We start from the raw sequence: 21,381 nt of genomic DNA, 5'->3' as shown, positions 1-21,381 counted from the left end.
TTTTTTCACCGGCAAATCTTGATGTCGGTCAATTGCAGAACAGCGCTTTGTCCGTAGTCTTAACTGCATGTTGTGTTTATTTGAATATAAATATCTATATGTAGTATCTGGAGGCCAAATGCAGAGCACGCTGATCTCAGTGGGATGTAACCGCTTGCACAAACGCGACGGCAGTCTGGTCGCCTTCGATGCGGACAAGATCCGTCAGGCGTTGATCGCCGCCGGCAAGGCAACCGGGGAGTACACCGAGGTTGAGGTTGAAGGCTTGCTTCAGGCGGTACTCGCCCGACTGGAAGGGCTGCCAAGGCTGCACGTCGAGCAGATTCAGGATCGGGTCGAACGGGTGTTGATGGATGCCGGTTTCTTCTTCGCCATGCGCGCCTACATCGTCTATCGCGAACAGCACGGGCGTTTGCGCCGCGACCGCCGGACCATGGTCGAGGTAGCGACCTCGATGAACGAATACCTGGACCGTGAAGACTGGCGGGTCCAGGCCAACGCCAATCAGGGCTACTCCCTGGGCGGGCTGGTGTTGAACGTGTCGGGCAAGGTCACCGCCAACTACTGGCTGGACGAGGTGTACAGCGAGGCCATCGGCCAGGCCCACCGCGAGGCGGATTTGCACGTGCACGACCTCGACATGCTCGCCGGTTACTGTGCCGGTTGGTCGCTGCGCACTCTGTTGCATGAGGGGCTCAACGGTGTGCCGGGGCGTGTCGAAGCCGGTCCGCCAAAGCACTTGAGCAGTGCCCTGGGGCAAATGGTGAATTTCCTCGGCACCCTGCAAAACGAATGGGCCGGCGCCCAGGCGTTCAGCTCGTTCGACACCTACCTGGCGCCTTACGTGCGCAAGGACCAGCTGAGTTATCAGGAGGTGCGCCAGGCGATTCAAGAGTTCATCTACAACCTCAATGTGCCGTCACGCTGGGGCACCCAGACGCCGTTCACCAACCTGACCTTCGACTGGGTTTGCCCGCAGGATTTGCGTGAGCAGATACCCGTCATCGGCGGTGAGGAGATGCCGTTTGCCTATGGTGACCTGCAAGTCGAAATGGACCTGCTCAACCGCGCGTACATCGAAGTGATGCAGGCTGGCGACGCGAAAGGGCGAGTGTTCACCTTTCCGATTCCGACCTACAACATCACCCATGACTTTCCATGGGACAGTGACAACGCCGACCGTCTGTTCGAGATGACGGCGCGTTACGGTTTGCCGTACTTCCAGAACTTCCTCAATTCGGACATGCAGCCCAATCAGGTGCGTTCGATGTGCTGCCGGCTGCAGCTCGATGTGCGCGAGTTGCTCAAGCGTGGCGGTGGTTTGTTCGGTTCGGCGGAACAGACCGGATCGCTCGGCGTGGTGACCATCAACTGTGCACGCCTGGGTTATGTGTTCAAGGGCAACCCCAGTGGCTTGTTGCGGCGTCTGGACACGTTGATGGAGCTGGCGATGGAGAGCCTGGAGGTCAAGCGCAAGGTCATTGCGCACCACATGGATGCCGGTTTGTACCCTTACACCAAGCGCTACCTGGGCACCTTGCGTAACCATTTTTCCACCATCGGCCTCAACGGCCTGCATGAAATGTTGCGCAATTTCACTGGCGACGAGGAGGGCATGCACACCGAGCATGGCCGGCAGTTTGCCCTGAATCTGCTGGACCATGTGCGCGCCACATTGCTGCGCTTCCAGGAAGAAACCGGTCATCTCTACAACCTGGAAGCGACACCGGCGGAGGGCACCACCTACCGCTTCGCCAAGGAAGACCTCAAGCGCTATCCGGACATTCTCCAGGCGGGCAGTGCGCAGGCGCCGTATTACACCAACTCCTCGCAACTGCCCGTGGGCTACACCGAAGACCCCTTCGAGGCCCTGGAACTTCAAGACGAACTGCAATGCAAATACACCGGCGGCACGGTCTTGCACCTGTACATGGCCGAGCGGATTTCCTCGACCCAGGCCTGCAAGCAGCTGGTGCGCAAGGCCCTTGGACGTTTCCGCCTGCCGTACCTGACCGTGACCCCGACGTTCTCCATCTGCCCGGTGCACGGCTACCTCGATGGCGAGCATGAGTTCTGCCCCAAATGCGACGAAGTTCTGCTGCTGCAAGAGCAGAAAACCGGCGCTGTTCATTGATCTCGATCCACTCAACCGCAAGGAGCTTCACCATGACTGCATCGCAACCACTGCCTCAGGCTCAACGTCAACGCTGCGAAATCTGGACCCGCGTGATGGGCTATCACCGTCCTGTATCGGCGTTCAATCCGGGTAAACAGTCGGAGCACCGCGAGCGGGTGCACTTCACTGAAAGCGCGGCACTGGCCGGGCGCCAATGAGTCGAATGCTTCGGGTCGGGGGTATGGTGCCCCTGACCACTATCGACTATCCGGGACAGCTCGCCTGCGTGCTGTTTTGCCAGGGTTGCGCCTGGCGTTGTCGTTACTGTCATAACCCGCAGCTGATTCCGCCTCGTGGCAGTGAGGAAGTGGATTGGCGGCGGGTATTAGCGTTTCTGCAACGTCGCCAGGACCTGCTCGATGCCGTGGTGTTCAGCGGCGGTGAGCCCACCTTGCAAGACGGCTTGCTCGGCGCCATGGATGAAGTGCGGGAAATGGGATTTCGCATCGGCTTGCACAGCGCTGGCATTAAACCTGTCGCCTTCGCCAAGGCGCTGACTGGCGCGGATTGGGTCGGTTTCGACGTCAAGGCGTTGCCCGAAGATTGCCTGGCCATCACCCGGGTCGAGGGCAGTGGAACGGCTAACTGGAGCAGCCTTGAGCATCTGCTGGCCAGTGGTGTGGACTACGAATGTCGCACCACCGTGCATTGGCATCTGTTCGAGCCGGCGCGTCTGCTGATTCTGGCAAAACGCTTGAGTGCGCTCGGCGTCAAACGCTTTGCCGTGCAGTTGGTTCGCACCGAGCGGATGTTCGACCCGCTGTTGCCGAGTGTTTCGGCGCAAGCCTTGTTGCCAGAGTTGTGGGAGGCCATGCGCGAGTTGTTCCCAGCCTTTGTGCTACGGGGGTAACGGGGGCTGGGGGAACTCAAGCCCAGCCCCAGAACTGCAACCACCAGCCAAACCCGATCAGGCCGTTGGCGAGGAACAGGCAAACGCCACCCGACACGCGCCGAGCCTGGGGAATACCTTCGTGTTTCAGCCGTTTCCAACCCAGTAGCAGGCTCCACCCCATGGCGGCCAATAGCAGGCAGGCCCTGGCGGGTTGTACCCACTCCAGCAGCAGACCTTCATAACGCAGTAATTTGACGGTGGTGGCCGACAGCCCGAGAAACAGTCCGGCACCACCCACAGGTGTGAGTGTCAGCGCCAGAGGCCAATACAGTGCGCGATCTCGCGCCAGTCGGGCCGTCAGTCGCAGGAGCAGCATCAACGCCGTGCCGAGCATGATCGAACTCAAACTCAAGTAAGCGACGATGCTGAAGCCGTCGAGCCAACTGAAGCTGTCGTTGAGTTGCGGGTAATGGGTCAGCAACCACCAGGGGGCGTTGTCCCGTAAGGCCCAGAGCTGGTTGTGTTCCACCAGCCACTGGGCCAGGGTTTGTTTGAGGGCGATAAACCATGGGCTGACCGTCCACTGAAACGCGCCCATGGCCAAGCCGATCACGCCGAACAGCAGCAAGCGTGTATCCCAAGGGGACAGCGCCTGCGCGGTTGCGTGAAGAATCTCCTGATTGCTGGAGCGGGCGATCAGTTGAACGGCCCCGCGTTGCCCGCTGCAGCGTCCGCAGGCGTGGCAATCACTGGCGCCTTGCAGACGGCGGATATCGAGCAGGGGAGCGCAGTTGGGGGGCGGCAGGCGTGGTGCGGCATTCTCTATCCAGCGTTGCTCATCGACCTGAAAGTGCACAGGGGCCAGCCGGGCGAGCAGGGAGAAAACGCCGCTGACCGGACACAGGTAACGGCACCAGACCCGCTTGCCCCGGGCGAACAACAACCCGATGATGACCGCTGCGACGGTCGAGCCGCCCAGAATCAACAGTGCGGCCTGGGCGTAGTCATAGACGCTGATCAATTGGCCGTAGAGGGTCGTCAGGCAGAACGCCAATGTGGGCCAGCCGCCCCAACGCAACCAACGCGGCACACCCAGGCCTTTCCCGTAATGACTGGCCCATTCGCTGAGCGAACCTTCCGGGCACAGAACGCCACACCAGAGTCGACCGAAGCACACCATCGACAGCAACACGAACGGCCACCAGATCCCCCAGAATAAAAACTGCGCGAGCAAGGTCAGGTTGTCGAGTATCCGTGCCTGGCTGTCCGGCAGCGGCAACAGCGCCGGGGTCACCAACAGCACTGCGTAAAACAGTACGACAGCCCACTGCAGCGCACGGATGACGGACGCATGGCGACGCATCCCGTCACCCAGGCGCTGGAGCCATCGATTGCGCCGGCTCAGGTCAGGCATGGGACTTTCTCCGCAGTCCGTTGGTGTAGCCAGGCGCTGACGGCCAGCCAGTAACCGACCCATACCAGTAAGGTCATGCCGCTGGGCGTTGCGCGATAACCGGCAAAACCGGCCAAAAAGCCACCCAATCCATGGCTGTCGCTCAGCCACGCGCTGCTGTCCCAAAGCGATTCGCCTACGAAGCTGTAAACCACATCCGGCACATCCATGGCGAGCAGTTGGCCGCCGATTCGCTCGGTGCCACTGACCAGCAACGCCGCGCCAAGCATGAGCAAGATGACTTCGCTGATGGCAAAGAATCGTTGCCATGAAATGAAGCGGCGACTGCTGTGCAACAGCGTAATGGTCAGCGCGGACAGCACCAGCCCCAACACGCCGCCGACGGCAAACAAACCGAGCTGCGGACCTCGTAACCGGGCGCCGGCGCCATAGAGAAATACCACCGTTTCGCTGCCTTCACGGCTGATCGCGAGCATGGCCAGCAGTAATAGACCTGCGCCTCCCTGGCGGGCCAGGTGGCTATCGGCGTGCCGTCGCAAATCGTGGTTGAGGGTGCGCCCGTGACGGTGCATCCAGCCGACCATTTGCACCATTAACAGGCTGGCAAACAGTGCGAGTGCGGCCTGGAACCATTCACTGGCCGACCCGCTCATGGCCTCACCGGCAAACAGAATCAACACCGCCAGCAGGCCCGAGAGCATCAACCCCAGCACCACACCCGCCCAGAGGTATTTGACCAAACGATGACGTTGGCCTTGCTGGCTGGCCCAGGCCTGGAGAATACCGATCACCAGCAACGCCTCGACGCTTTCGCGCCAGACGATGAACATTGATTGATTCATGGAAGCTCCGTGCGCTAACAGGTTATTTCGCGAGGATGCCGCCTTCGGGCAATTGCGGATTGAACTCGTCGAAAAAGGGATAGTGGCCGGGCCTGAGCGGGTGAATGACGACGAAGGTTGTCACGCCCGGCGACAGCACTTTTTCAACCCGCAACGGCGTGCTCTCGAACTCGGCCGGCCCCTGACCGCTATTTTTCAGGACGATCTTGAAGCGCTGTCCGGCCGGGACCTCGAGCAAGGCAGGGGAGAAGTGGCCATCGCGCAGAGTCAGTTCGTAGCTCGGCAACTCGGCATGCGCCGTCAACGGCGCAACTGCTCCGGCCACGATCAGCCAGGCAAGATGCAGGCGCTTCATTCAATAGCCGCCTTTTTTACCGATGCCGGCGTAGATGAACTCGTAGTGCAGTTCGCAACGTTCGAACCAGGGCGCTACACCGGTTTCCTTATCGGTATGACGCCCGAGGGAGCCGTGACCGGTGGGGGGTAGTACGGTGAACGTCAGCCGATATTTTCCCGGCCCCAGCAGCTTCACATTGTCGCCATAGTGCGGGCCGTCATTGGCGACCATGGCGTGGAAGTCGCCCTTGATTTCGTCCGGGGTACCCGCTCTGCTCAAGTTGAACGAGACATTGAGGTAAGGCACGAAACTGCCTTCCTGAAAGCCCTGTCGATTGTCCGCCGTGGCCCGAATGTCGGCTTCCAGGTGAATATCAGAATCGACAGTAGCCCGCATCATGCCAGCCGGGGCCATCTCGATCGGTTGCAGATACACCGCCCCGACTTCCAGCCCCTGACACAACTGTGGTTCCCCGATCGGGTATTCCTTTGCGTGAGCCAGCGGTACGAGCAAGAGCAGGGCGAGTGAGAGGTGGGTACGCATAATGTCTTCCTGGGCACTGACGAGTAGGAACCCGAGTCTAGGAAGCTTTGCTGCGAACAATAATGATTGTTATCAAGTTTTGATCAATTAAACCGTTAGAAGCTTAGCTCCAGGATCGCGATAGGGAGGGCAGTCGCTCGATGTCGATTCTTGATATCCATCAAGGATGGTTTTGCACAAAGGCTGTAGGTTGAAAGGACGTCTCTCAATGACCGGAGATCGAAATGGCCAAGAACTTCCCCGTCAACCCCAAGCACCCCGAGCGGATCTGTTGGGGATGCGACCGGTATTGTCCGGCCAAGTCCCTGGCATGCGGCAATGGCTCCGACCGTACGATGCATCCGGCCGAGATGTTCGGAGAAGATTGGTATTTGTCTGGCGACTGGGGTATCGAGCCCCTCATCGTCACAGACAAGACAGCGGATGATGGCGTCTAGTGCACGCCAATCCTCGCAGATTAAAAAATCAGGGAAATATCTGGATGCCTCTCCGGATATTTCCCTGTTGCTCAATGTTTGGAATTGCTATCGATAAACTTCTCGTAATACATCTGGAACTGCTCGATCTTCTGATCGTTGAACCAGGTTTTAATCGCGTCGACCATTGGCGGAGGACCGCACAGATAGATGTCGAATGGGTTGGCTTCGAACGACTGACGGTCGAAGTGATCAGGAATCCACCCGGTTTTACCTTGCCAATCCACGGAGGGTTTCGAAACCACAAGGTGATAGTCGAAGTCGGCGATGCGGTCGCGATAATCAGCCAGGCGTTGAGTTTCGCACAGGTCATTGTCCTGCGTGACGCCATAGAACAGCTGGATCGGGTGCCCGCAGCCACCTTTTTCTGCAATGTTATCAAGCATCCCGAGGAAGGCCGACAGGCCGGTGCCTCCAGCCACCAGTACGAGAGGCTTGGTCACCTGACGTAGATAAAAGCTCCCCAATGGGGCCTCTAACTCGAGTGTTTGACCAGGGCGGCAATGCTCACGGATGAAGTTGCTCATCACGCCATCAGGCAGGAGCCTGATGAGAAACTGCAATTGGTTGGTGGGATTGGGTCGGTTGGCGAATGAGTAGGAGCGCCACTCACTGGTGCCCGGTACATGCAGTCGAGCGTATTGCCCCGGAAGAAAGTCCAGTTGCTGCTGGTGGGAACTAGCGTCCAGATGAAGGATCGCCGTGGTGGCCGACACCTGTTCTACACCGGTGATCACCGTTTGCAGTAACCGGGTTGCGCCAGCGTTGCACAAGCTCGAATCGAAGTCGAAATAGAACGACGCATCCGATTGCACGCGGGTCTGGCAAGAGAGCATTTTGCGTTGCGCCAGATCCTGTTCGGAAAGGGCCTCTTCATCGACGTAGTCTTGAGTGAATTGGCCTGATTCGCAGCGACCCTGGCAAGTGCCACAGACACCTTCGCGACAGTCCAGCGGGATGTTCACGCCATTGCGTAGCGCGGCGTCGAGCAGCAGTTCGTTGGGTTTGACCTCGAAGAACGAGGTCTTGCCATCTGCGAAGCTGAAGGCGACTTTATGGTTCATGACAGCGTGCCCCACAGTTCACAGGTGATAGAAATCAAGCACTGAGTTGATCGTGTCGTTGAGCAGCACGATGTGCTTGCGGGTGATCTTCCAGCTGTCTGCGACCGCTTTGAGATGGTAGGTCACATGGCCGTAGAACTGCTCGGACAACCCTTGCCGGGTGTAGAGCGTGACCCAGGCGGCCTTGACTTCAAGCAAGCCGTTATCGATTTCCTTGATTCGCACATTGCTGATTTGATGCAAGGTGCGCGGCATCGGGTTTGAAGCTGCCGACTTGCCTGTGCGCAGACGAAATACCCGGTCTTCCAGGCCGGAGCGGTTCGAGTAGTAAATCAGCGACATGCCGCGCTTGGGATCGGTGGTGTACACATGCTCCGACTCCCATTGCGGCAGGTGGAATTCGCTCTGTTCATCAAACAGGGCGATGTAGGCGTCCCAATCCTGCTGATCACACAGCTCGGCTTTGCGGTAGAGGAATTGTTCGATGGAATGTTGTAGTGCGCTCATTTCACACCTCCTTCAACTTCAGGGCTTTTTGTGCAAGACCTTGCAGAAGGAAGCGCTGCCAGGATCCGTGCTGATTGATGTAGAGCCCCTCATGCGTGAACTCGGTGCCGGTCAGTACCGGATTGATGCCCAGAACCTCGCTGTTCGGGGTGGGGCCTTCGACCCATTTTTCACTGCCGCGGGATACTTCGTTCCAGCGCTCCAGGCGGGCCTGGAATCCGCGCTGGGCTTCGCGAAATTCCACCAGGTCGTCGGGAGTGCCCATGCCTGAAACGTTGAAGAAGTCCTCGAACTGGCGAATCCGGTTTTCCCGATCCGCGTCGGACTCACCCTTGACGCCGATGCACTGGCTGGTGATCTCGGTCTTGTTCCAGGCCACTGGGCGCACGATACGCAGCTGCGAGCTGATCTGATCCATGAAGAACAGGCTTGGGTAGATGTTGAGGTTGCGTAAGCGATGCATCATCCACTCGGCTTGTTGCTGGCCATACTCCTTCACCAGACGCGGCATGACGCTGGCATACCCGGCGCGTACGGTCGGGTTGGGCATGTCGCTGAACAAGAGGCTGTGTCCATTCTTGAACGAGAACCAGCCGTCGTCGGTTTCGGCATCGCCGGCGCCCAACTTGCTGTAGTCCAGCGTGTCGGCACCGCCGCCCTTGGCCGCATTGACTTGCTGGCGATGCTGCACCGTGGAGACGTAGTTGTAGTGCACGGTGCTGACGTGATAACCATCCAGGCCGTTTTCGTGTTGCAGTTTCCAGTTGCCGTCATAGCTATAGGTCGACTTGCCGGGCAGTACTTCCAGTTCTCCGGTCGGAGACTGCGCGACCATCATGTCGAAGAATACTTTGGCATCGCCGAGGTAGTCTTCCAGCGAGTCGCTGCCATTGACGTCCAGACTGATAAAGACGAAGCCCTTGTAGCTCTCGATCCGGGCCTTCTTCAGGCCTCGGGTTGCTTTGTCGAAACCTTCCGGGTATTCCCCCGGGGCCTTGACCTTGACCAGGCGGCCATCACTTTTGTAACACCAGGCGTGGAACGGACAGGTGAAGGTAGATTGGTTACCTTTGCTGACGCGAGTCAGGGTCGCGCCCCGGTGCTGGCAAGCGTTGATCAGCGCGTGGAGCTGATTGCTTCCATCGCGGGTGATGATCATCGGCTGACGACCTGCGCGCATCGTCAGGAAATCATTGGGATTGGCGATTTCACTCTCGTGGCAGGCGTAGATCCAGTTCTTCTCGAAGATCAGTTCCATCTCCAGGTCGAACAGTTCCGGCTCTGTGAACATGTCACGGGCGACGCGGTAAATACCTTCGGCCGGCCGAAAATCCAGGCAACCCTGAATGTAATCTTGCCACTGCGCAATGCTTCTAGAGCTGTTCATCAGGTACACCCTTTTTGTAGTTTTAGGCACAACCCGATTGAAAGCCTTTCTGTGCGGTGCATCTATCCGGATTCGAGGCGATATCTATCCGTTTCTGAGGGGGCGGGGGGCGTTTTTAGTGAGGGGGTGTTTTATGCGTTTTTTTGCAGATACCTGCTGGTGGAGATGGTCAGGCGCGTAACTTTTTGGGTCACATGGTGCCGCGTATCGAAGCGGGCACCGTTTGGGGCAACGCTCACGTGCTGCTCGACCCTGCGATGCCGTTTGGTGGTGTTAAACAATCCGGTATGGGCCGTGAGTTTGGTCGCGCGGTAATTGAGACTTACACCGAGCTGAAATCGGTGTGCATCGCGCACTGATTCAGCTGGCGGGTCTGGACTTGAACACACCACTCAGGACAAAGGCATAACGTTCCGGGCGGATGTAGAAGGTCGTACGGTCGCAGCAGCGGCCGTCGGCAAACCAGGAGGTGCGCTCCATGACCAGCAGTGCCGCGCCACGTTTGATGTGCAAGGCACTGGCCAGGTTTTTATCAGCTTCTTGCGCACGGATCGCCAGATCGGCGCGGGTGACCGCCATGCCGGTGATCGACTCCAGAATGGAGTAGATCGGTTGATGCTCGACTTCAGTCCAGACCACGCTGGCCAATTCGGCCGGTAAATGGCTGCGGCCCAGCGCGATGGGTTCGTCATCGACGAAATGCAGTCGTTCCAGAAGCAGGCAGTCGTCCGCTTCTTCAAACAAACCACGCAATGCCTCTGGAACCGGCTGCAGGGTATGGCTGATGACGCGCATGCTCGGTTCGAGCCCTTGCAGCAACAAGGCTTCATGAAAGCTGCGCAACGCGTCCAGGCCGTGCCGCACCTGTTTGGCCGCCACGAAGGTGCCTTTGCCTTGCTTGCGTTCCACCACGCCGTCGTCGCTGAGCTTGCCCACCGCCAGGCGAACGGTGACGCGGCTCACTGCAAAGCGTTTGCCCAGCTCAGCTTCTGACGGCAGCTTGCCGCTGGGCTCAAAGTCGCCGCGTTGAATCTCTTCCAGCAATTGATGGGCAATCTGTTCGTAGAGTGAGGTTGTGCTGTCGCGAAGAATGGACGTAGACACTGTCGGTTTCCATGGCCTTGGAGGAGGGCGGTGCGCCTTCACTTCTAAGGTTATAAAAATAGGTTATTGGGACTACTTGTATTAATACGTATTATGCCAGGCGTTCCCATTGTAAACGACCTGACGACACTTGCCATGCTCAAAACCCTCCCTTACGCACAGCAGCAAGCCGATGCGCTGACGGTCGATGACATCAGCTTCAGCTACCCCAATGGCCATCGCGTGTTTTCCTCTTTCAGTCTCAACGCCAGACCCGGTGAGTTCGTCGCGATCCTGGGGCCATCCGGTTGCGGGAAAACCACCTTGCTGAACTTGTTGTCAGGTTTTGTACAACCGCAAAGTGGTCAGATCAGTATCAACCAGACGGCGGTGCGTCCAGAGCGTTCGGAGTTGGGTTATGTGTTTCAGGCGCCGCAGTTGTTTCCCTGGTTGAGCGCCTTGGAAAACGTCCGTTTCGGTCTGCGGATGGCGGCCCGGATCAACGAATCGCAGCAGCGTTCTCAAGCCTTGCAGTACCTGCGTCTGGTCGGTCTGGAGAATGCCGCGCATCGGTTGCCGCATCAACTCTCTGGCGGCATGCAGCAGCGGGTCTCCCTGGCCAGGACCCTGGCATTGGAGCCCAGCGTATTGCTGATGGATGAGCCGTTCGCCGCGCTGGATGCCATCAGCCGCAACAGCATGAACGAAGAGACCTTGCGCATCTGGGCCGAACTGGGCCAGACGGTGCTGTTCATTACCCACGATATCGACGAAGCGGTGTTTCTGGTGGATCGGGTCATCGTGCTCAACATCGCCCCGGGCGGTATCCACAGCGAACTGAATATTCATCTGCCGCGCCCTCGCTCCAACCTGAAAACCCGCCGCCTGCCGGCCTTTCTCGATTACCGCAATGAGCTGATGGAGCGCATTTCCCAGGTTATGGACGTGTCTGCAGCCTCCGCTTACCCAACCCGCCAACCTGAGTTGACAGCATGATCAAACATTCGCTGCTTGCCCTTTCCTTGTCTGTTGCCGCCTTGGCCAGCAGCGTATTCGCCGTGGCTGGCGAAGAGAAACCCTTGCGTGTGGGTTACGTCTTCGCCATGGCCAACGCCCCGGCGTTGATCGCCGATAAACAGGGTTACTATCGCGAGGAAGGCTTGAATGTCGATCTCAAGGCCTTGGGCGATGGTCCGGTGATCCAGCAGGCACTGGCCGCTGGCGAGCTGGATGTGGCCTATGTCGGTACGCCGCCGGTGTATCAATGGTTTTCCCGGGGGCTGCAAAGCCGGATTCTGGCCAAGGTCAATTACGGTCAGGCTGCGGTGATTGTCGACGCCAAGAGTCCGGTTACCGCCCTGGATGAACTCAAGGGGAAAAAACTGGCCGGGGTCAAGAAGGGCAGTGGCATGGATGTGCTGTTGCGTGGCTATGTGCTGAAGGAAAAGGCCGGGCTCAATCCTGACAAGGATCTGGACATCATCGACATGCCACCCGGCAACATGAACGCGGCGCTGGAGCGCGGCATCGTCGACGCGGCCTTTTCCTGGGAACCCTTCGTCAGCCAGTCGTTGCTGCGCGGGTCGAGCCGGATCCTGCTCGACGTGAATCAGGCGCTGCCGAACTACCCGTGGTACGTGGTGATCGCGTTACCGAAAACCTTGCAGGAACGACCGGACGATGTGGTGAAGCTGCTGCGCGCGCACCGCAAGGCCATCGCCTTTCTCAACGAACACCCCGATGAGTCGAATCGAATCATCGCCGAGGCGTTCAAGCTCGAGCCGGTACAAGGCGCTGACGGCAAGACCATCGCCCCGCAAACCATCGTTGCCCAGGCACGTACCCGGTTGGGTTGGTCAGCGGACTTGCAGCCTGCGGATATTCAATTCATCCAGCGCCTGATGAATTACTCCCACGACCTGGGCTTTATCGACACCACGCTCAAGACCGAACAGATCGTGGACACCTCCTACCTGCAAAAAGCCTCGCGCTGAGTCTGTCATGTCCTTGCCAAAACCGAATTGGGGATGGGCGTCGCTGCCATGCCTGCTGTTGATCTGGATCGCCCTGGCCAGCCGCTTTCCCACTTACATCCTGCCGCAGCCATGGGATGTCGCCCGCGAGGCTGTGCGTTGGCTGGGCGACAGTTCGCTGTGGCAGCACCTGCGGGCCAGCGTCCTTGAAGAGGTTGGCGGCTTCTGCGCGGCGGTGATCGTTGCGGTGCTGCTGGGTACTGCCGGTGGCCTGTCTTCGCGGTTTCGCGATTTCATCTCACCGCTCAACAGCCTGTTCATGGCCATCCCGCCGATCGCCTGGGCGCCGCTGATCATGATCATTTTTGGCCTGGGCTATGTCTCCATCGTGCTGGTGATTTTCATTGCCGCGATGTTCCCCATGGCGGTGACCATTCAGGAGGGCGTGCAGAGCATCCGCGGCGGTGAAGTCCGCGCGGCACGCACCTTGGGCGCCAATTCCTGGCAACTGCTGGCTCACGTTTACTTGCCGGCCTCGTTGCCCTTCGTGACAGCGGCGTTGCGCATCGGCTTCAGCCAGGGCTGGAGGGCATTGGTCGCGGCGGAAATGATCGGTGCCTCCCAGGGCATCGGCTGGATGGTGTCGACGGGCGGGCAGATCGGCAACAGCAGCCAGGTGTTGCTGGGCATTGTCGTGATCGGCCTGATTGCCTGGCTGATGGAGAGTTTTGTGTTCAGGCGCATCGAGCGTCACTACCAGAAATGGCGAGTGCAATAAGCATCGTCATTTGATTTCAACCCCCTTCAAACCTTCAGTGGACCACTGCACGAGGTGTCATGTGAGTAACGTTTTCGATCCCCGCGAAGCCGGGCATTACATTGCCCCTCAAGGCCTCTACGAACGCAACAAACAACGCCCGTTTCTGGGCAGCATCCACTGTGATCGTGACACGCTGATTGCCGGCCAATGGGATGAAATCATCCTGGTCTACGAGGTCGGCGGAAGTGGCCTGGCGGACGGCGCCTGGCTAAAACTGGCCTTCAAGTTCTACTCCGACTGGGCCTTGTTCCAGACGTCGAATCCGGCCGGCCCCAACTATGTCAGCGCCGAATATCAGGCAAGCGAGCTGGTCCCCGGTCAGAGCCAGGCCTCTGTGCAGCATCTGAAAGTGCGCTTCGACCAGAAGGGCCATGAACGGCCGTTTCAGAAAGCGATCATCATCGACATCATCGACGGTTACCTGAATCCGGGAGACAAAATCATCATTCGCCTGGGTGATCGTCGTCAGGGCGGCGCGGGTACGCGAGTGCAGAGTTTCGTCGAGAAAGACTTCCGTTTCCGTTTGTTCATCGACCCGCTGGGCAGCTCGAAATTTGCCGAGGTGCCGGGTGATCCGCTGCTGAACATCGTGCCGGGACCGGCGCAAAGCGTGCAGTTGATCGTGCCTCGTCTGGTCAGCGCGGGTGAGGCGTTCGACGTACTGCTCAGGGTTGATGATGCCTGGGGCAACACCTGCCGCAACTTGCCGCTCAAGGGTGTCCTGACCCTCGTTGACCCTGAAGGGGGCGAGCGACAACAACCGTTCACTTTAGCGACTGAAGGCTGGGCGACTGCCCGGCTTGAGGGTTTTGATCTCGGAGCGGTGGGGGAGTGGCGTTTGTCGGCCGAGGTGGCGGCACCTTTTGTGCGCGCCGCTCAGGCGTTTGTCACGGTCGATCCGGCCGGCAGCGCATTGCGCCCGCTGTACGCCGACCTGCATGTGCACTCCGATGACACGGTGGGCACCAACGACACCTTGTACAACCTTAGTTACGGTCGCGATGTCGCCGGGCTCGATGTCCTCGGTTACACCGCCAATGATTTCAATATCACCGAGCAGCGCTGGGATCAGGCGGTCAAGCTGATTCACGAACTCAATGAGCCAGGACGATTTGTTTGCTATCCCGGCACCGAATGGTGCGGCAACTCTTGCGCGGGCGGCGACCGTAATGTGGTGTTCCTGCATGACCGCAAACCCGAGTTTCCCTTCGACAATCAAGGGCGATTGGTTCGTTCCTTCGAGTGGAACGAGTTCACCGCCGGCACCATCAAGCCGGGTGCCTGGCCGGTGGATGAGTTGTATGCCGCCTATGCCAAGGACCCCGAAGGGCATTTGATGATGCCTCACGTCGGCGGACGCCGTTGCAACCTCGACTGGCATCATCCTGAGCTGGAGCGGTTGATCGAAGTCGGCTCGGCCTGGGGGCAGTTCCATTGGGTCTACGCCGAAGCGCTTCAGCGTGGCTATCGGGTGGGTGCCGCGGCGAACAGCGATGAGCACCAGGGTCGTTGCGGCGGCGGTGTTCCGGCCACGGCGGTGTTCGGCTCTCGCGGCGGGTTGACCGGCGTGGTGGCTGAGGCCTTCGATCGAGCCAGTGTTGGCAAGGCCCTTCGCGCTCGTCGCACTTTTGCCACCACCGGCGAGCGTTCATTTGCCAGCCTGCGCCAGGGCCAGCATTTTATGGGTGAGGTTTTCACCGCTGATTCAAATGCCACGCTGGACTATCGACTGCTCGGAGAGGCGGGCTGGGAGCAGGTCGATCTGTTCGATGGCGACAAACTGATCTGGTCGCGCAACCTGCACCAGGAACTGGGTTTTTCCAGCCAGCGCATTCGGCTGCGTTTGGGCGGCGCACGGATTAAGGATCGCTATCGCGGCGCCTACTGGACCGGCGAGATTCGCGTGACGGGTGCGGTCATCAACGGCTTTCGCGCCTTGGGGCTCGATCATCCCGAGCAAACCGTATGGCGCAAGGATGCAACGGTTCTGGCTTTTCGCACCGACACCAATGGCGACACCGACAGCATCGAAATCGACCTGTCGCAATTGGCCGGCGCCACGCTGCAGGTTCATAGCCGCATCGATAACTACATCAAGGTTGGCGACCCGTCTGAGCCGCAACCTTACGTGCATGCGCCGACGGTGTTGATGGAGTTGTCCGGCGAAGCGTTGCTGGCGCAATCGCAAGTGATTGAAGAGCTGCCGGGTGCGGAGTTGAAGGTGTCCCTCGAAAGGACAACCGATGCACCGCTGCCTCGAGAACTGCAAGGGCAAATCGAGCTTGCCCGGTTGAATCTGCAACCGGGCCGTGAGCACCCATTGTTCATCTGCGCCCGGCAGCGCGATCAATCCCGAGTCTGGACCTCGGCGTTGTTTCTAACGTTATAAACGGCCATAAAGAAGGGCAGCTCAAAGCTGCCCTTTTCTTAACCTGCTTCTTAGGCCGCGGTAAACAGCTTGTGCGGATCCATGACGAATTTCTTCGGCGCCCCGGCATCGAACTCGTGGTAACCGCGCGGCGCGTCGTCCAGGCTGATCACCTGCACGCCGACGACCTCGGCAATGTTGATCCGGTCCCACATGATCGCCTGCATCAGCTGACGGTTGTACTTCATCGTCGGAGTCTGGCCGGTGTGGAAGCTGTGGGACTTGGCCCAGCCGAGGCCGAAACGGATGTTCAGGCTGCCATGCTTGGCGGCTTTGTTGACCGCGCCCGGGTCTTCAGTGACATACAGACCGGGGATACCGATATTGCCGGCGACCCGCACCACGCCCATCAGCGCGTTGAGCACATCGGCCGGTGCCTCGTGCTGCGCGCCGTCATGGCCGTGGCCACGGGCTTCGAAGCCGACCGCATCGACCGCACAATCGACTTCCGGCTCACCGAGCAGGTTGGCGATTTGCTCGTGCAGCGGAGTGTCCAGGGTCAGGTCGGCGATCTCGAAGCCCTGGGCCTTGGCATGTGCCAGACGCAACGGATTGACGTCGCCGATTATCACCACCGCCGCACCCAGCAGACGGGCGGAGGCGGCAGCAGCCAGTCCGACCGGACCGGCGCCGGCGATATACACCGTGCTGCCAGGGCCGACGCCGGCGGTCACCGCACCATGGTAGCCGGTCGGCAGGATATCGGAGAGGCAGGTCAGGTCGCGGATTTTCTCCATTGCCTTGTCGCGGTCGGGCAGCTTCAGCAGGTTGAAGTCGGCATACGGCACCAGCACGTATTCGGCCTGGCCGCCAACCCAATCGCCCATGTCCACATAGCCATAGGCACCGCCGGGGCGCGCCGGGTTGACCGTCAGGCAGACGCCAGTGTGTTGTTCCTTGCAACTGCGACAACGGCCGCAGGCGACGTTGAACGGCACCGAAACCAAGTCACCGATCTGCACGTTTTCCACGTCACGGCCCTTCTCGATCACCTCGCCGGTAATCTCATGGCCAAGCACCAGCCCGACCTGGGCCGTGGTCCGGCCACGCACCATATGCTGGTCGGAGCCGCAGATATTGGTCGAAACCACGCGCAGGATCACGCCATGGTCAATGCGTTTGCCGCGTGGGTCTTCCATTTTCGGATAGGGGATGGTCTGCACCTCGACCTTGCCTGCGCCGAGATACACGACACCACGATTACCAGACATGATTTCACCTCGCTTTTGTTGTTGTGAGAACACGGCCCTTGTACTGCGAAGAGTCGCGCGGCCTTACAGTGCGGCGGTATATGTCTTGCGTTTGCGCGTGAATGCAGATGGGTTGGAAGTCACCTTCCAACGACGCGTGATTAGCAGTTATCGTATCGATCCTACGCCTGGTATCAGCACTCTGCGAGGGCATTTAGCACCCAATCATCATCCCGGTTGGCAGGGCTGGCGCAATCGCAAGTGATCGAAGAGCTGCCGGGCGCGGAGTTGAAGGTGTCCCTCGAACGTTCGGCGACTGCTCAATAATGATTGAGCAGTCGCGTGATGTCGGCTTACTTCGATCCTGCACCGATCTGCCAGACGTAGGGCGGTTCGGTGCCGTTGATTTCCCAATCGCCGATGATGCGTTCCTTGTAGATCAGCGGGTTGTGTGAGGCCGCGGTGCGCGCGTTGCGCCAGTGCCGATCGAGGGCCTTGCCGGTGCTGGTGGCCGAGGCGCTGAGGGCGTTGAACAGGTCACTGGTGGCGCGCAGCACCAGGTCGGCGATCACCACTTGGGCCTGCGCCGATTCCAGTTCGGCGGCGATGTTGGCTTCGCGTTCGGCGACTTCGTCATGGGCGAAGCGGCTTTCGTACGCCACCTGCAAGGCGGCCGCCGCGCGCAGGGTGGTGGCGTGTGCGGCGTAGACCTGCGCCGACGCCTTGCCGACCACTTGTTGCACCTGAACGTCCTGGCTGACGTGGCTGGCATTGCCGGTGCTGAAGATGCGCGTGCGCTTACGCACTTCTTCCGTGATGTCGTGCACCGCGGCACGGCCGGCACCGGTCTGAACCGCCAACAGTACCAGCTGGTAGAAGGCCGTCTGGTACTTGAAGCGGGTGGCGAAGTCCAGCAGGTTCTCGGGTTCCACTACCGCGTTCTCGAACACTGAGGTACCGCTGCCGGTGGTGCGCTGGCCAAAACCATCCCAATCGTCGCTCTGGGTGATGCCCGGTTGCTGCACACGAACGGCGGCAATCACGTCGGCGCCGGTGTCATCGCGCTGGGCATAGAGGTCGATCCAGTCGGCGAAGATGCTGCCGGTGCTGTAGTACTTGGTGCCGTTGACCACCCATTGTTCACCCAGGCGCGAGACACGGGTGCCGACCTGGCCGATCTTCACGCTGCCGACTTCGGTCCAGGCGTTGCCCACCAGGTCACCTTCGACAAAACGCTTGAACCAGGTGTCCTGCGGCGCGTCGGCCTGCGCATTGAGGCGGTCTTCGACAAAGGCAAAGTGACCGCGCAACGCCTGCGGCAGGTTGGAATCGGCTGCGGCCAGTTCGATCAGCAACTCAAACAACTGGGGCAGGGAAGCGCCGGCGCCACCGTACTGCACTGGCACGCGCACGGCGCCAAAGCCCGCTTCCTTCAGCCACTTCACTTGTTCAAAGGGCAGGCTGCGGCTTTGCTCGCGCTCCAGTGCGCCAGCGGCGATGCGTGCAAAGATCGGCCGGAAGCGCTCGGCCAGGGCCTGGTATTCGGTATCGCTGGAGAGGGGGCGTGGCAGGTGCTGTTGCTGGACAGTCATGGTGCTGCTCCTTATGGAAGGCAAGAGACGCAACAGAGCAGTCGATCTGTTGCGTATTGCTGTTAGTGCACAGGTCGTGCCTGACACTGCAAAGTCCATATTACCGGGCGCGCGGGGGTGTTGACGAAGCTTGCGACTGTCGCCTGCCGGGTAACTTGTGGAAGCACTGACCGCCTGGCAACAGTGGCCGAGACGTGCTGTGTTGCGCGGACCCGGAGGCAACTGTTGTTCGCGCAACAGTTGATCATCAGCCTGTCCGCCAGGCGACACCGCACAAGTCTGAAAAAACTAAATAACTATTTGATTAATAAAGGTTTATTTAAGTGGCACAGTTGCTGCCTTAGTCCTTGTGCAGGTGCCGTGCTGGCCTCTGCCATCAGGAGGACGGGCAATGAACAACACACTGAAAGCGGTCGCAATGGAGTACGTGCAATGAGCCAGGACAACATCAAGTTTGCCTACTGGGTTCCCAACGTCAGCGGCGGCCTTGTGGTCAGCAAGATCGAACAGCGCACCAGCTGGGACATCGATTACAACCGCAAGCTGGCGCAGATCGCCGAAAAGGCCGGCTTCGAATACGCCTTGTCACAGATCCGCTTTACCGCCGGTTATGGCGCCGAAAACCAACACGAGTCGGTGACCATCAGCCACGCGCTGTTGGCCGCCACCGAGAAGCTCAAGGTGATCGCGGCCATCCTGCCTGGCCCTTGGAGTCCGGTGCTGGCGGCCAAGCAACTGGCCACGATCGACCAGTTCACCAACGGTCGGGTGGCGGTGAATATCGTGTCGGGCTGGTTCAAGGGCGAATTCCGGGCCATCGGCGAGCCGTGGCTGGACCACGATGAGCGCTATCGTCGCTCGGAAGAGTTCATCCGGGCGCTGAAGGGCATCTGGACCCAGGACAACTTCAGTTTTCACGGCGACTTCTACCGCTTCCATGACTACACCCTCAAACCCAAGCCACTGCAGCAACCGCACCCGGAAATCTTCCAGGGTGGCAGCTCGCGCGCGGCGCGGGACATGGCTTCGCGGGTTTCCGATTGGTACTTCACCAACGGCAACAGCGTCGAAGGCATCAAGGCCCAGGTCGACGACATTCGGGCCAAGGCTGCGATCAACGGCCACTCGGTGAAAATCGGGGTGAACGCCTTTGTCATTGCCCGCGAAACCGAGGCTGAAGCCCGCGCGGTATTGCAGGAAATTATCGCCAAGGCCGATCCGGAGGCCGTCAATGGTTTTGGCAGCGAGGCAAAGAACGCCGGTGCCTCCAGCCCTGAAGGCGAAGGCAACTGGGCCAAGTCCACCTTCGAAGACCTGGTGCAGTACAACGATGGCTTCAAGACCAACCTGATCGGTACGCCGCTGCAGATTGCCGAACGCATCGTCGCACTCAAGGCGGTGGGGGTGGACCTGGTGCTCAGTGGCTTCCTGCACTTTCAGGAGGAAGTGGAATACTTCGGCCGCAAGGTGTTGCCGCTGGTGCGTGAGCTGGAGCGCGAGGCGGTGGCGACCAAGGCTGCAGCACTGGCGTAAGGGACGGGAAAGGTCATGCCTACATTCACCGATAACCCGCAACCCGCCGCGGGTACCTTGCCGCAGTGGCTGCAACAGCAGGCACGTCAGCAAGGGACGAGCGTTGCCCTGCGCCATAAGCGCCTGGGGGTGTGGCAGGTGCGAACCTGGCGTCAACTGGCCGCTGAGGTTGAGCACCTGGCAACGGCCTTGCAGGTGCGTGGTTTTGTGCCTGGCGCGAACTTGGTGATTGTCAGCCGCCCGCGGCCGGAGGCGTTGATTGCTGCCCTGGCGGCACAGTGGTTGGGCGGCGTGGCCGCACTGTTGGATCCGCTGGAGGCTGCGGCCGCGCAGGTGCCGCTGTTGCATGAGTTGCGCAGTGAATGGGTGTTCGCCGAAGGCCATGAGGAGATTCAGCGCCTGCGAGCTGCCGGACTGGCACCAAGGCTGCTGATTTACGCCGACGGCCGCAGCCTGGCTGAGCTGAGTCGGGTCGGTGACACCCTGGCGTTCGCACAACTGCTGCAGGGCAGCGATCAGCGGCTGCAACCCCAGGCCCGAGCCGAGCGCACAGCTTTTGCCTTCTACCGTTTGGGCGCGGGGCAGCGCATCGAGCAGCAGCGCATCAGCCACGCCGAGTTGCTACAGGAGGGCCGGCGCCTGGTGCACAGCGAGCAGTTGGGGCGGCGGGAAGAAGCCCTGGCGGCGCGAGCGTTTGCCGCGAGCGGTCAAGCGCGTTATTTGCTGGCGCCTTGGTTGATTGCCGGCTTTCGCCTGAATTTTCCGGAGAACCTGGCGACTCGCGACCAGGACCGTCGTGAGCTGGGCCCGACGCTGGTGGCCGGCACCCGGGAAACCTACGAGCGCCTGCATGCTCAGGTCCTGGCCCGCTTGCCGGAGCCAGGCAGCTGGCGCCGGCGGCTGGTGGATTGGGCGCTGGTGGCGCATCCCGGTGCGCTGCAACGGCACCTGGGGTACTGGCTGATCCGCCGGCCGTTGCGCGACGTCCTCGGCTTTTCCCGCATCCGCGCGCCTTTGTTGGTGGGCGAGGCGCTGGCGCCACAGACCCAGGCGTTTTTCCAGGCCTTGGCGATTGAGGTCCGCACCTGGCCGGACCCGGCGCAGTGGCACCGCCCCACGACGTGGCCAGCCCCGCTGGTCAACGGCTGGATCGAAGACAGCACGCAACCGGCCTGACAAGGACA

At 60.0% G+C, this 21,381-nt stretch carries 20 protein-coding genes and 1 pseudogene; 11 read left to right on the top strand and 10 right to left on the bottom strand.

The window, feature by feature from the left end; all coding sequences use genetic code 11:
- The first annotated feature begins 118 nt into the window (after positions 1-118).
- The 3 genes from AC1RO5_RS07640 to AC1RO5_RS07630 are packed head-to-tail and all read left to right on the top strand — an operon-like array spanning position 119 to position 3,026.
- Positions 119-2,134, top strand: a complete 2,016-nt coding sequence (locus AC1RO5_RS07640) for a ribonucleoside triphosphate reductase (protein ID WP_493174132.1) — start codon at positions 119-121, stop codon at positions 2,132-2,134.
- Positions 2,135-2,166: 32 nt separating this feature from the next.
- Positions 2,167-2,334 carry an anaerobic ribonucleoside-triphosphate reductase gene (nrdD, locus tag AC1RO5_RS07635; RefSeq protein WP_258673711.1) on the top strand — a complete coding sequence of 56 codons (168 nt, stop codon included), beginning with the start codon at positions 2,167-2,169 and terminating at the stop codon, positions 2,332-2,334.
- On the top strand, positions 2,331-3,026 hold the full coding sequence (locus AC1RO5_RS07630) for an anaerobic ribonucleoside-triphosphate reductase activating protein (RefSeq protein WP_493174130.1): 696 nt from the start codon (positions 2,331-2,333) through the stop codon (positions 3,024-3,026). The genes nrdD and AC1RO5_RS07630 overlap by 4 nt, the downstream gene beginning before the upstream one ends.
- A gap of 16 nt (positions 3,027-3,042) precedes the next feature.
- Here AC1RO5_RS07630 and AC1RO5_RS07625 read toward each other — a convergent pair whose 3' ends face one another.
- From AC1RO5_RS07625 to AC1RO5_RS07610, 4 genes are read right to left on the bottom strand one after another with little or no spacing between them, the layout of a single operon-like run.
- On the bottom strand, positions 3,043-4,422 hold the full coding sequence (locus AC1RO5_RS07625) for a 4Fe-4S binding protein (RefSeq protein WP_493174128.1): 1,380 nt from the start codon (positions 4,420-4,422) through the stop codon (positions 3,043-3,045).
- Positions 4,410-5,264, bottom strand: a complete 855-nt coding sequence (locus tag AC1RO5_RS07620; RefSeq protein WP_493174126.1) for an FTR1 family iron permease — start codon at positions 5,262-5,264, stop codon at positions 4,410-4,412. The genes AC1RO5_RS07625 and AC1RO5_RS07620 overlap by 13 nt, the downstream gene beginning before the upstream one ends.
- 22 nt (positions 5,265-5,286) lie before the next feature.
- Complete coding sequence (locus tag AC1RO5_RS07615) at positions 5,287-5,619, bottom strand: cupredoxin domain-containing protein (protein ID WP_493174124.1); 333 nt, start codon at positions 5,617-5,619, stop codon at positions 5,287-5,289.
- Positions 5,620-6,144, bottom strand: a complete 525-nt coding sequence (locus tag AC1RO5_RS07610) for an iron transporter (RefSeq protein ID WP_493174122.1) — start codon at positions 6,142-6,144, stop codon at positions 5,620-5,622. It lies immediately after the preceding gene.
- A gap of 224 nt (positions 6,145-6,368) precedes the next feature.
- On the opposite strand from AC1RO5_RS07610, the gene AC1RO5_RS07605 reads away from it, so the two are divergent.
- A complete protein-coding gene (locus AC1RO5_RS07605; RefSeq protein WP_018927823.1) occupies positions 6,369-6,581 on the top strand; it encodes a DUF3079 domain-containing protein in 213 nt (70 codons plus the stop codon).
- A gap of 71 nt (positions 6,582-6,652) precedes the next feature.
- Here the strand turns inward: AC1RO5_RS07605 and antC are convergent, their stop codons facing one another.
- The 3 genes from antC to antA are packed head-to-tail and all read right to left on the bottom strand — an operon-like array spanning position 6,653 to position 9,578.
- On the bottom strand, positions 6,653-7,684 hold the full coding sequence (gene antC, locus AC1RO5_RS07600; protein WP_493174120.1) for an anthranilate 1,2-dioxygenase electron transfer component AntC: 1,032 nt from the start codon (positions 7,682-7,684) through the stop codon (positions 6,653-6,655).
- Positions 7,685-7,702: 18 nt separating this feature from the next.
- Positions 7,703-8,191, bottom strand: coding sequence for an anthranilate 1,2-dioxygenase small subunit (gene antB / locus AC1RO5_RS07595; RefSeq protein ID WP_019649046.1), 489 nt, complete (start codon positions 8,189-8,191; stop codon positions 7,703-7,705).
- A gap of 1 nt (position 8,192) precedes the next feature.
- Entirely contained in the window at positions 8,193-9,578 is a 1,386-nt protein-coding gene (gene antA / locus AC1RO5_RS07590; RefSeq protein WP_493174117.1) for an anthranilate 1,2-dioxygenase large subunit, read from the bottom strand.
- A 194-nt stretch (positions 9,579-9,772) separates the two neighbouring features.
- Between antA and AC1RO5_RS07585 the strand changes: the two are divergent.
- Positions 9,773-9,937, top strand: a pseudogene (locus AC1RO5_RS07585) (aldehyde dehydrogenase family protein); the annotation flags it as partial.
- A gap of 1 nt (position 9,938) precedes the next feature.
- On the opposite strand, the gene AC1RO5_RS07580 reads toward AC1RO5_RS07585, so the two are convergent.
- On the bottom strand, positions 9,939-10,682 hold the full coding sequence (locus AC1RO5_RS07580) for a GntR family transcriptional regulator (protein ID WP_493174115.1): 744 nt from the start codon (positions 10,680-10,682) through the stop codon (positions 9,939-9,941).
- 135 nt (positions 10,683-10,817) lie between these two features.
- On the opposite strand from AC1RO5_RS07580, the gene AC1RO5_RS07575 reads away from it, so the two are divergent.
- The 4 genes from AC1RO5_RS07575 (at position 10,818) to AC1RO5_RS07560 (ending at position 15,843) form a co-directional block, all read left to right on the top strand.
- On the top strand, positions 10,818-11,657 hold the full coding sequence (locus tag AC1RO5_RS07575) for an ABC transporter ATP-binding protein (RefSeq protein ID WP_493174113.1): 840 nt from the start codon (positions 10,818-10,820) through the stop codon (positions 11,655-11,657).
- A complete protein-coding gene (locus AC1RO5_RS07570) occupies positions 11,654-12,655 on the top strand; it encodes an ABC transporter substrate-binding protein (protein ID WP_493174111.1) in 1,002 nt (333 codons plus the stop codon). Before AC1RO5_RS07575 ends, AC1RO5_RS07570 begins: the two co-directional genes overlap by 4 nt.
- 7 nt (positions 12,656-12,662) lie before the next feature.
- The gene (locus AC1RO5_RS07565; RefSeq protein ID WP_493174109.1) at positions 12,663-13,412 is read left to right on the top strand and encodes an ABC transporter permease; all 750 of its coding nucleotides are present in this window, start codon (positions 12,663-12,665) and stop codon (positions 13,410-13,412) included.
- 61 nt (positions 13,413-13,473) lie between these two features.
- Positions 13,474-15,843 (top strand): CehA/McbA family metallohydrolase domain-containing protein, encoded by a 2,370-nt coding sequence (locus tag AC1RO5_RS07560; protein ID WP_493174107.1) that lies wholly within the window; start codon positions 13,474-13,476, stop codon positions 15,841-15,843.
- 50 nt (positions 15,844-15,893) lie between these two features.
- Here AC1RO5_RS07560 and fdhA read toward each other — a convergent pair whose 3' ends face one another.
- Both fdhA and AC1RO5_RS07550 read right to left on the bottom strand, forming a co-directional pair.
- On the bottom strand, positions 15,894-17,093 hold the full coding sequence (gene fdhA, locus AC1RO5_RS07555; protein WP_493174105.1) for a formaldehyde dehydrogenase, glutathione-independent: 1,200 nt from the start codon (positions 17,091-17,093) through the stop codon (positions 15,894-15,896).
- 332 nt (positions 17,094-17,425) lie between these two features.
- Positions 17,426-18,664 (bottom strand): acyl-CoA dehydrogenase family protein, encoded by a 1,239-nt coding sequence (locus tag AC1RO5_RS07550; RefSeq protein WP_493174103.1) that lies wholly within the window; start codon positions 18,662-18,664, stop codon positions 17,426-17,428.
- 432 nt (positions 18,665-19,096) lie between these two features.
- Between AC1RO5_RS07550 and sfnG the strand changes: the two genes are divergently transcribed.
- Together sfnG and AC1RO5_RS07540 are read left to right on the top strand one after the other, a co-directional pair.
- The gene (gene sfnG / locus AC1RO5_RS07545) at positions 19,097-20,197 is read left to right on the top strand and encodes a dimethylsulfone monooxygenase SfnG (protein ID WP_493174101.1); all 1,101 of its coding nucleotides are present in this window, start codon (positions 19,097-19,099) and stop codon (positions 20,195-20,197) included.
- Between the two features lie 15 nt (positions 20,198-20,212).
- The gene (locus AC1RO5_RS07540; protein WP_493174099.1) at positions 20,213-21,373 is read left to right on the top strand and encodes an AMP-binding protein; all 1,161 of its coding nucleotides are present in this window, start codon (positions 20,213-20,215) and stop codon (positions 21,371-21,373) included.
- The last annotated feature ends 8 nt before the right edge of the window (positions 21,374-21,381 follow it).

It is taken from the genome of Pseudomonas sp. GW822-FHT02G04 (genome assembly GCF_058802085.1).
This window is presented reverse-complemented; position numbering and strand designations above follow the sequence as displayed.

What these genes read in the sequence shown, in the direction of transcription:
- AC1RO5_RS07540 (WP_493174099.1), top strand. Translation starts at nt 20,213, where the DNA reads ATGCCTACATTCACCGATAACCCGCAACCCGCCGCGGGTACCTTGCCG.
- AC1RO5_RS07610 (WP_493174122.1), bottom strand. Translation starts at nt 6,144, where the DNA reads ATGCGTACCCACCTCTCACTCGCCCTGCTCTTGCTCGTACCGCTGGCT.
- AC1RO5_RS07630 (WP_493174130.1), top strand. Translation starts at nt 2,331, where the DNA reads ATGAGTCGAATGCTTCGGGTCGGGGGTATGGTGCCCCTGACCACTATC.
- antC (WP_493174120.1), bottom strand. Translation starts at nt 7,684, where the DNA reads ATGAACCATAAAGTCGCCTTCAGCTTCGCAGATGGCAAGACCTCGTTC.
- AC1RO5_RS07570 (WP_493174111.1), top strand. Translation starts at nt 11,654, where the DNA reads ATGATCAAACATTCGCTGCTTGCCCTTTCCTTGTCTGTTGCCGCCTTG.
- nrdD (WP_258673711.1), top strand. Translation starts at nt 2,167, where the DNA reads ATGACTGCATCGCAACCACTGCCTCAGGCTCAACGTCAACGCTGCGAA.
- antB (WP_019649046.1), bottom strand. Translation starts at nt 8,191, where the DNA reads ATGAGCGCACTACAACATTCCATCGAACAATTCCTCTACCGCAAAGCC.
- AC1RO5_RS07550 (WP_493174103.1), bottom strand. Translation starts at nt 18,664, where the DNA reads ATGACTGTCCAGCAACAGCACCTGCCACGCCCCCTCTCCAGCGATACC.
- AC1RO5_RS07625 (WP_493174128.1), bottom strand. Translation starts at nt 4,422, where the DNA reads ATGCCTGACCTGAGCCGGCGCAATCGATGGCTCCAGCGCCTGGGTGAC.
- AC1RO5_RS07605 (WP_018927823.1), top strand. Translation starts at nt 6,369, where the DNA reads ATGGCCAAGAACTTCCCCGTCAACCCCAAGCACCCCGAGCGGATCTGT.
- AC1RO5_RS07575 (WP_493174113.1), top strand. Translation starts at nt 10,818, where the DNA reads ATGCTCAAAACCCTCCCTTACGCACAGCAGCAAGCCGATGCGCTGACG.
- AC1RO5_RS07565 (WP_493174109.1), top strand. Translation starts at nt 12,663, where the DNA reads ATGTCCTTGCCAAAACCGAATTGGGGATGGGCGTCGCTGCCATGCCTG.
- fdhA (WP_493174105.1), bottom strand. Translation starts at nt 17,093, where the DNA reads ATGTCTGGTAATCGTGGTGTCGTGTATCTCGGCGCAGGCAAGGTCGAG.
- antA (WP_493174117.1), bottom strand. Translation starts at nt 9,578, where the DNA reads ATGAACAGCTCTAGAAGCATTGCGCAGTGGCAAGATTACATTCAGGGT.
- sfnG (WP_493174101.1), top strand. Translation starts at nt 19,097, where the DNA reads ATGAGCCAGGACAACATCAAGTTTGCCTACTGGGTTCCCAACGTCAGC.
- AC1RO5_RS07640 (WP_493174132.1), top strand. Translation starts at nt 119, where the DNA reads ATGCAGAGCACGCTGATCTCAGTGGGATGTAACCGCTTGCACAAACGC.
- AC1RO5_RS07620 (WP_493174126.1), bottom strand. Translation starts at nt 5,264, where the DNA reads ATGAATCAATCAATGTTCATCGTCTGGCGCGAAAGCGTCGAGGCGTTG.
- AC1RO5_RS07615 (WP_493174124.1), bottom strand. Translation starts at nt 5,619, where the DNA reads ATGAAGCGCCTGCATCTTGCCTGGCTGATCGTGGCCGGAGCAGTTGCG.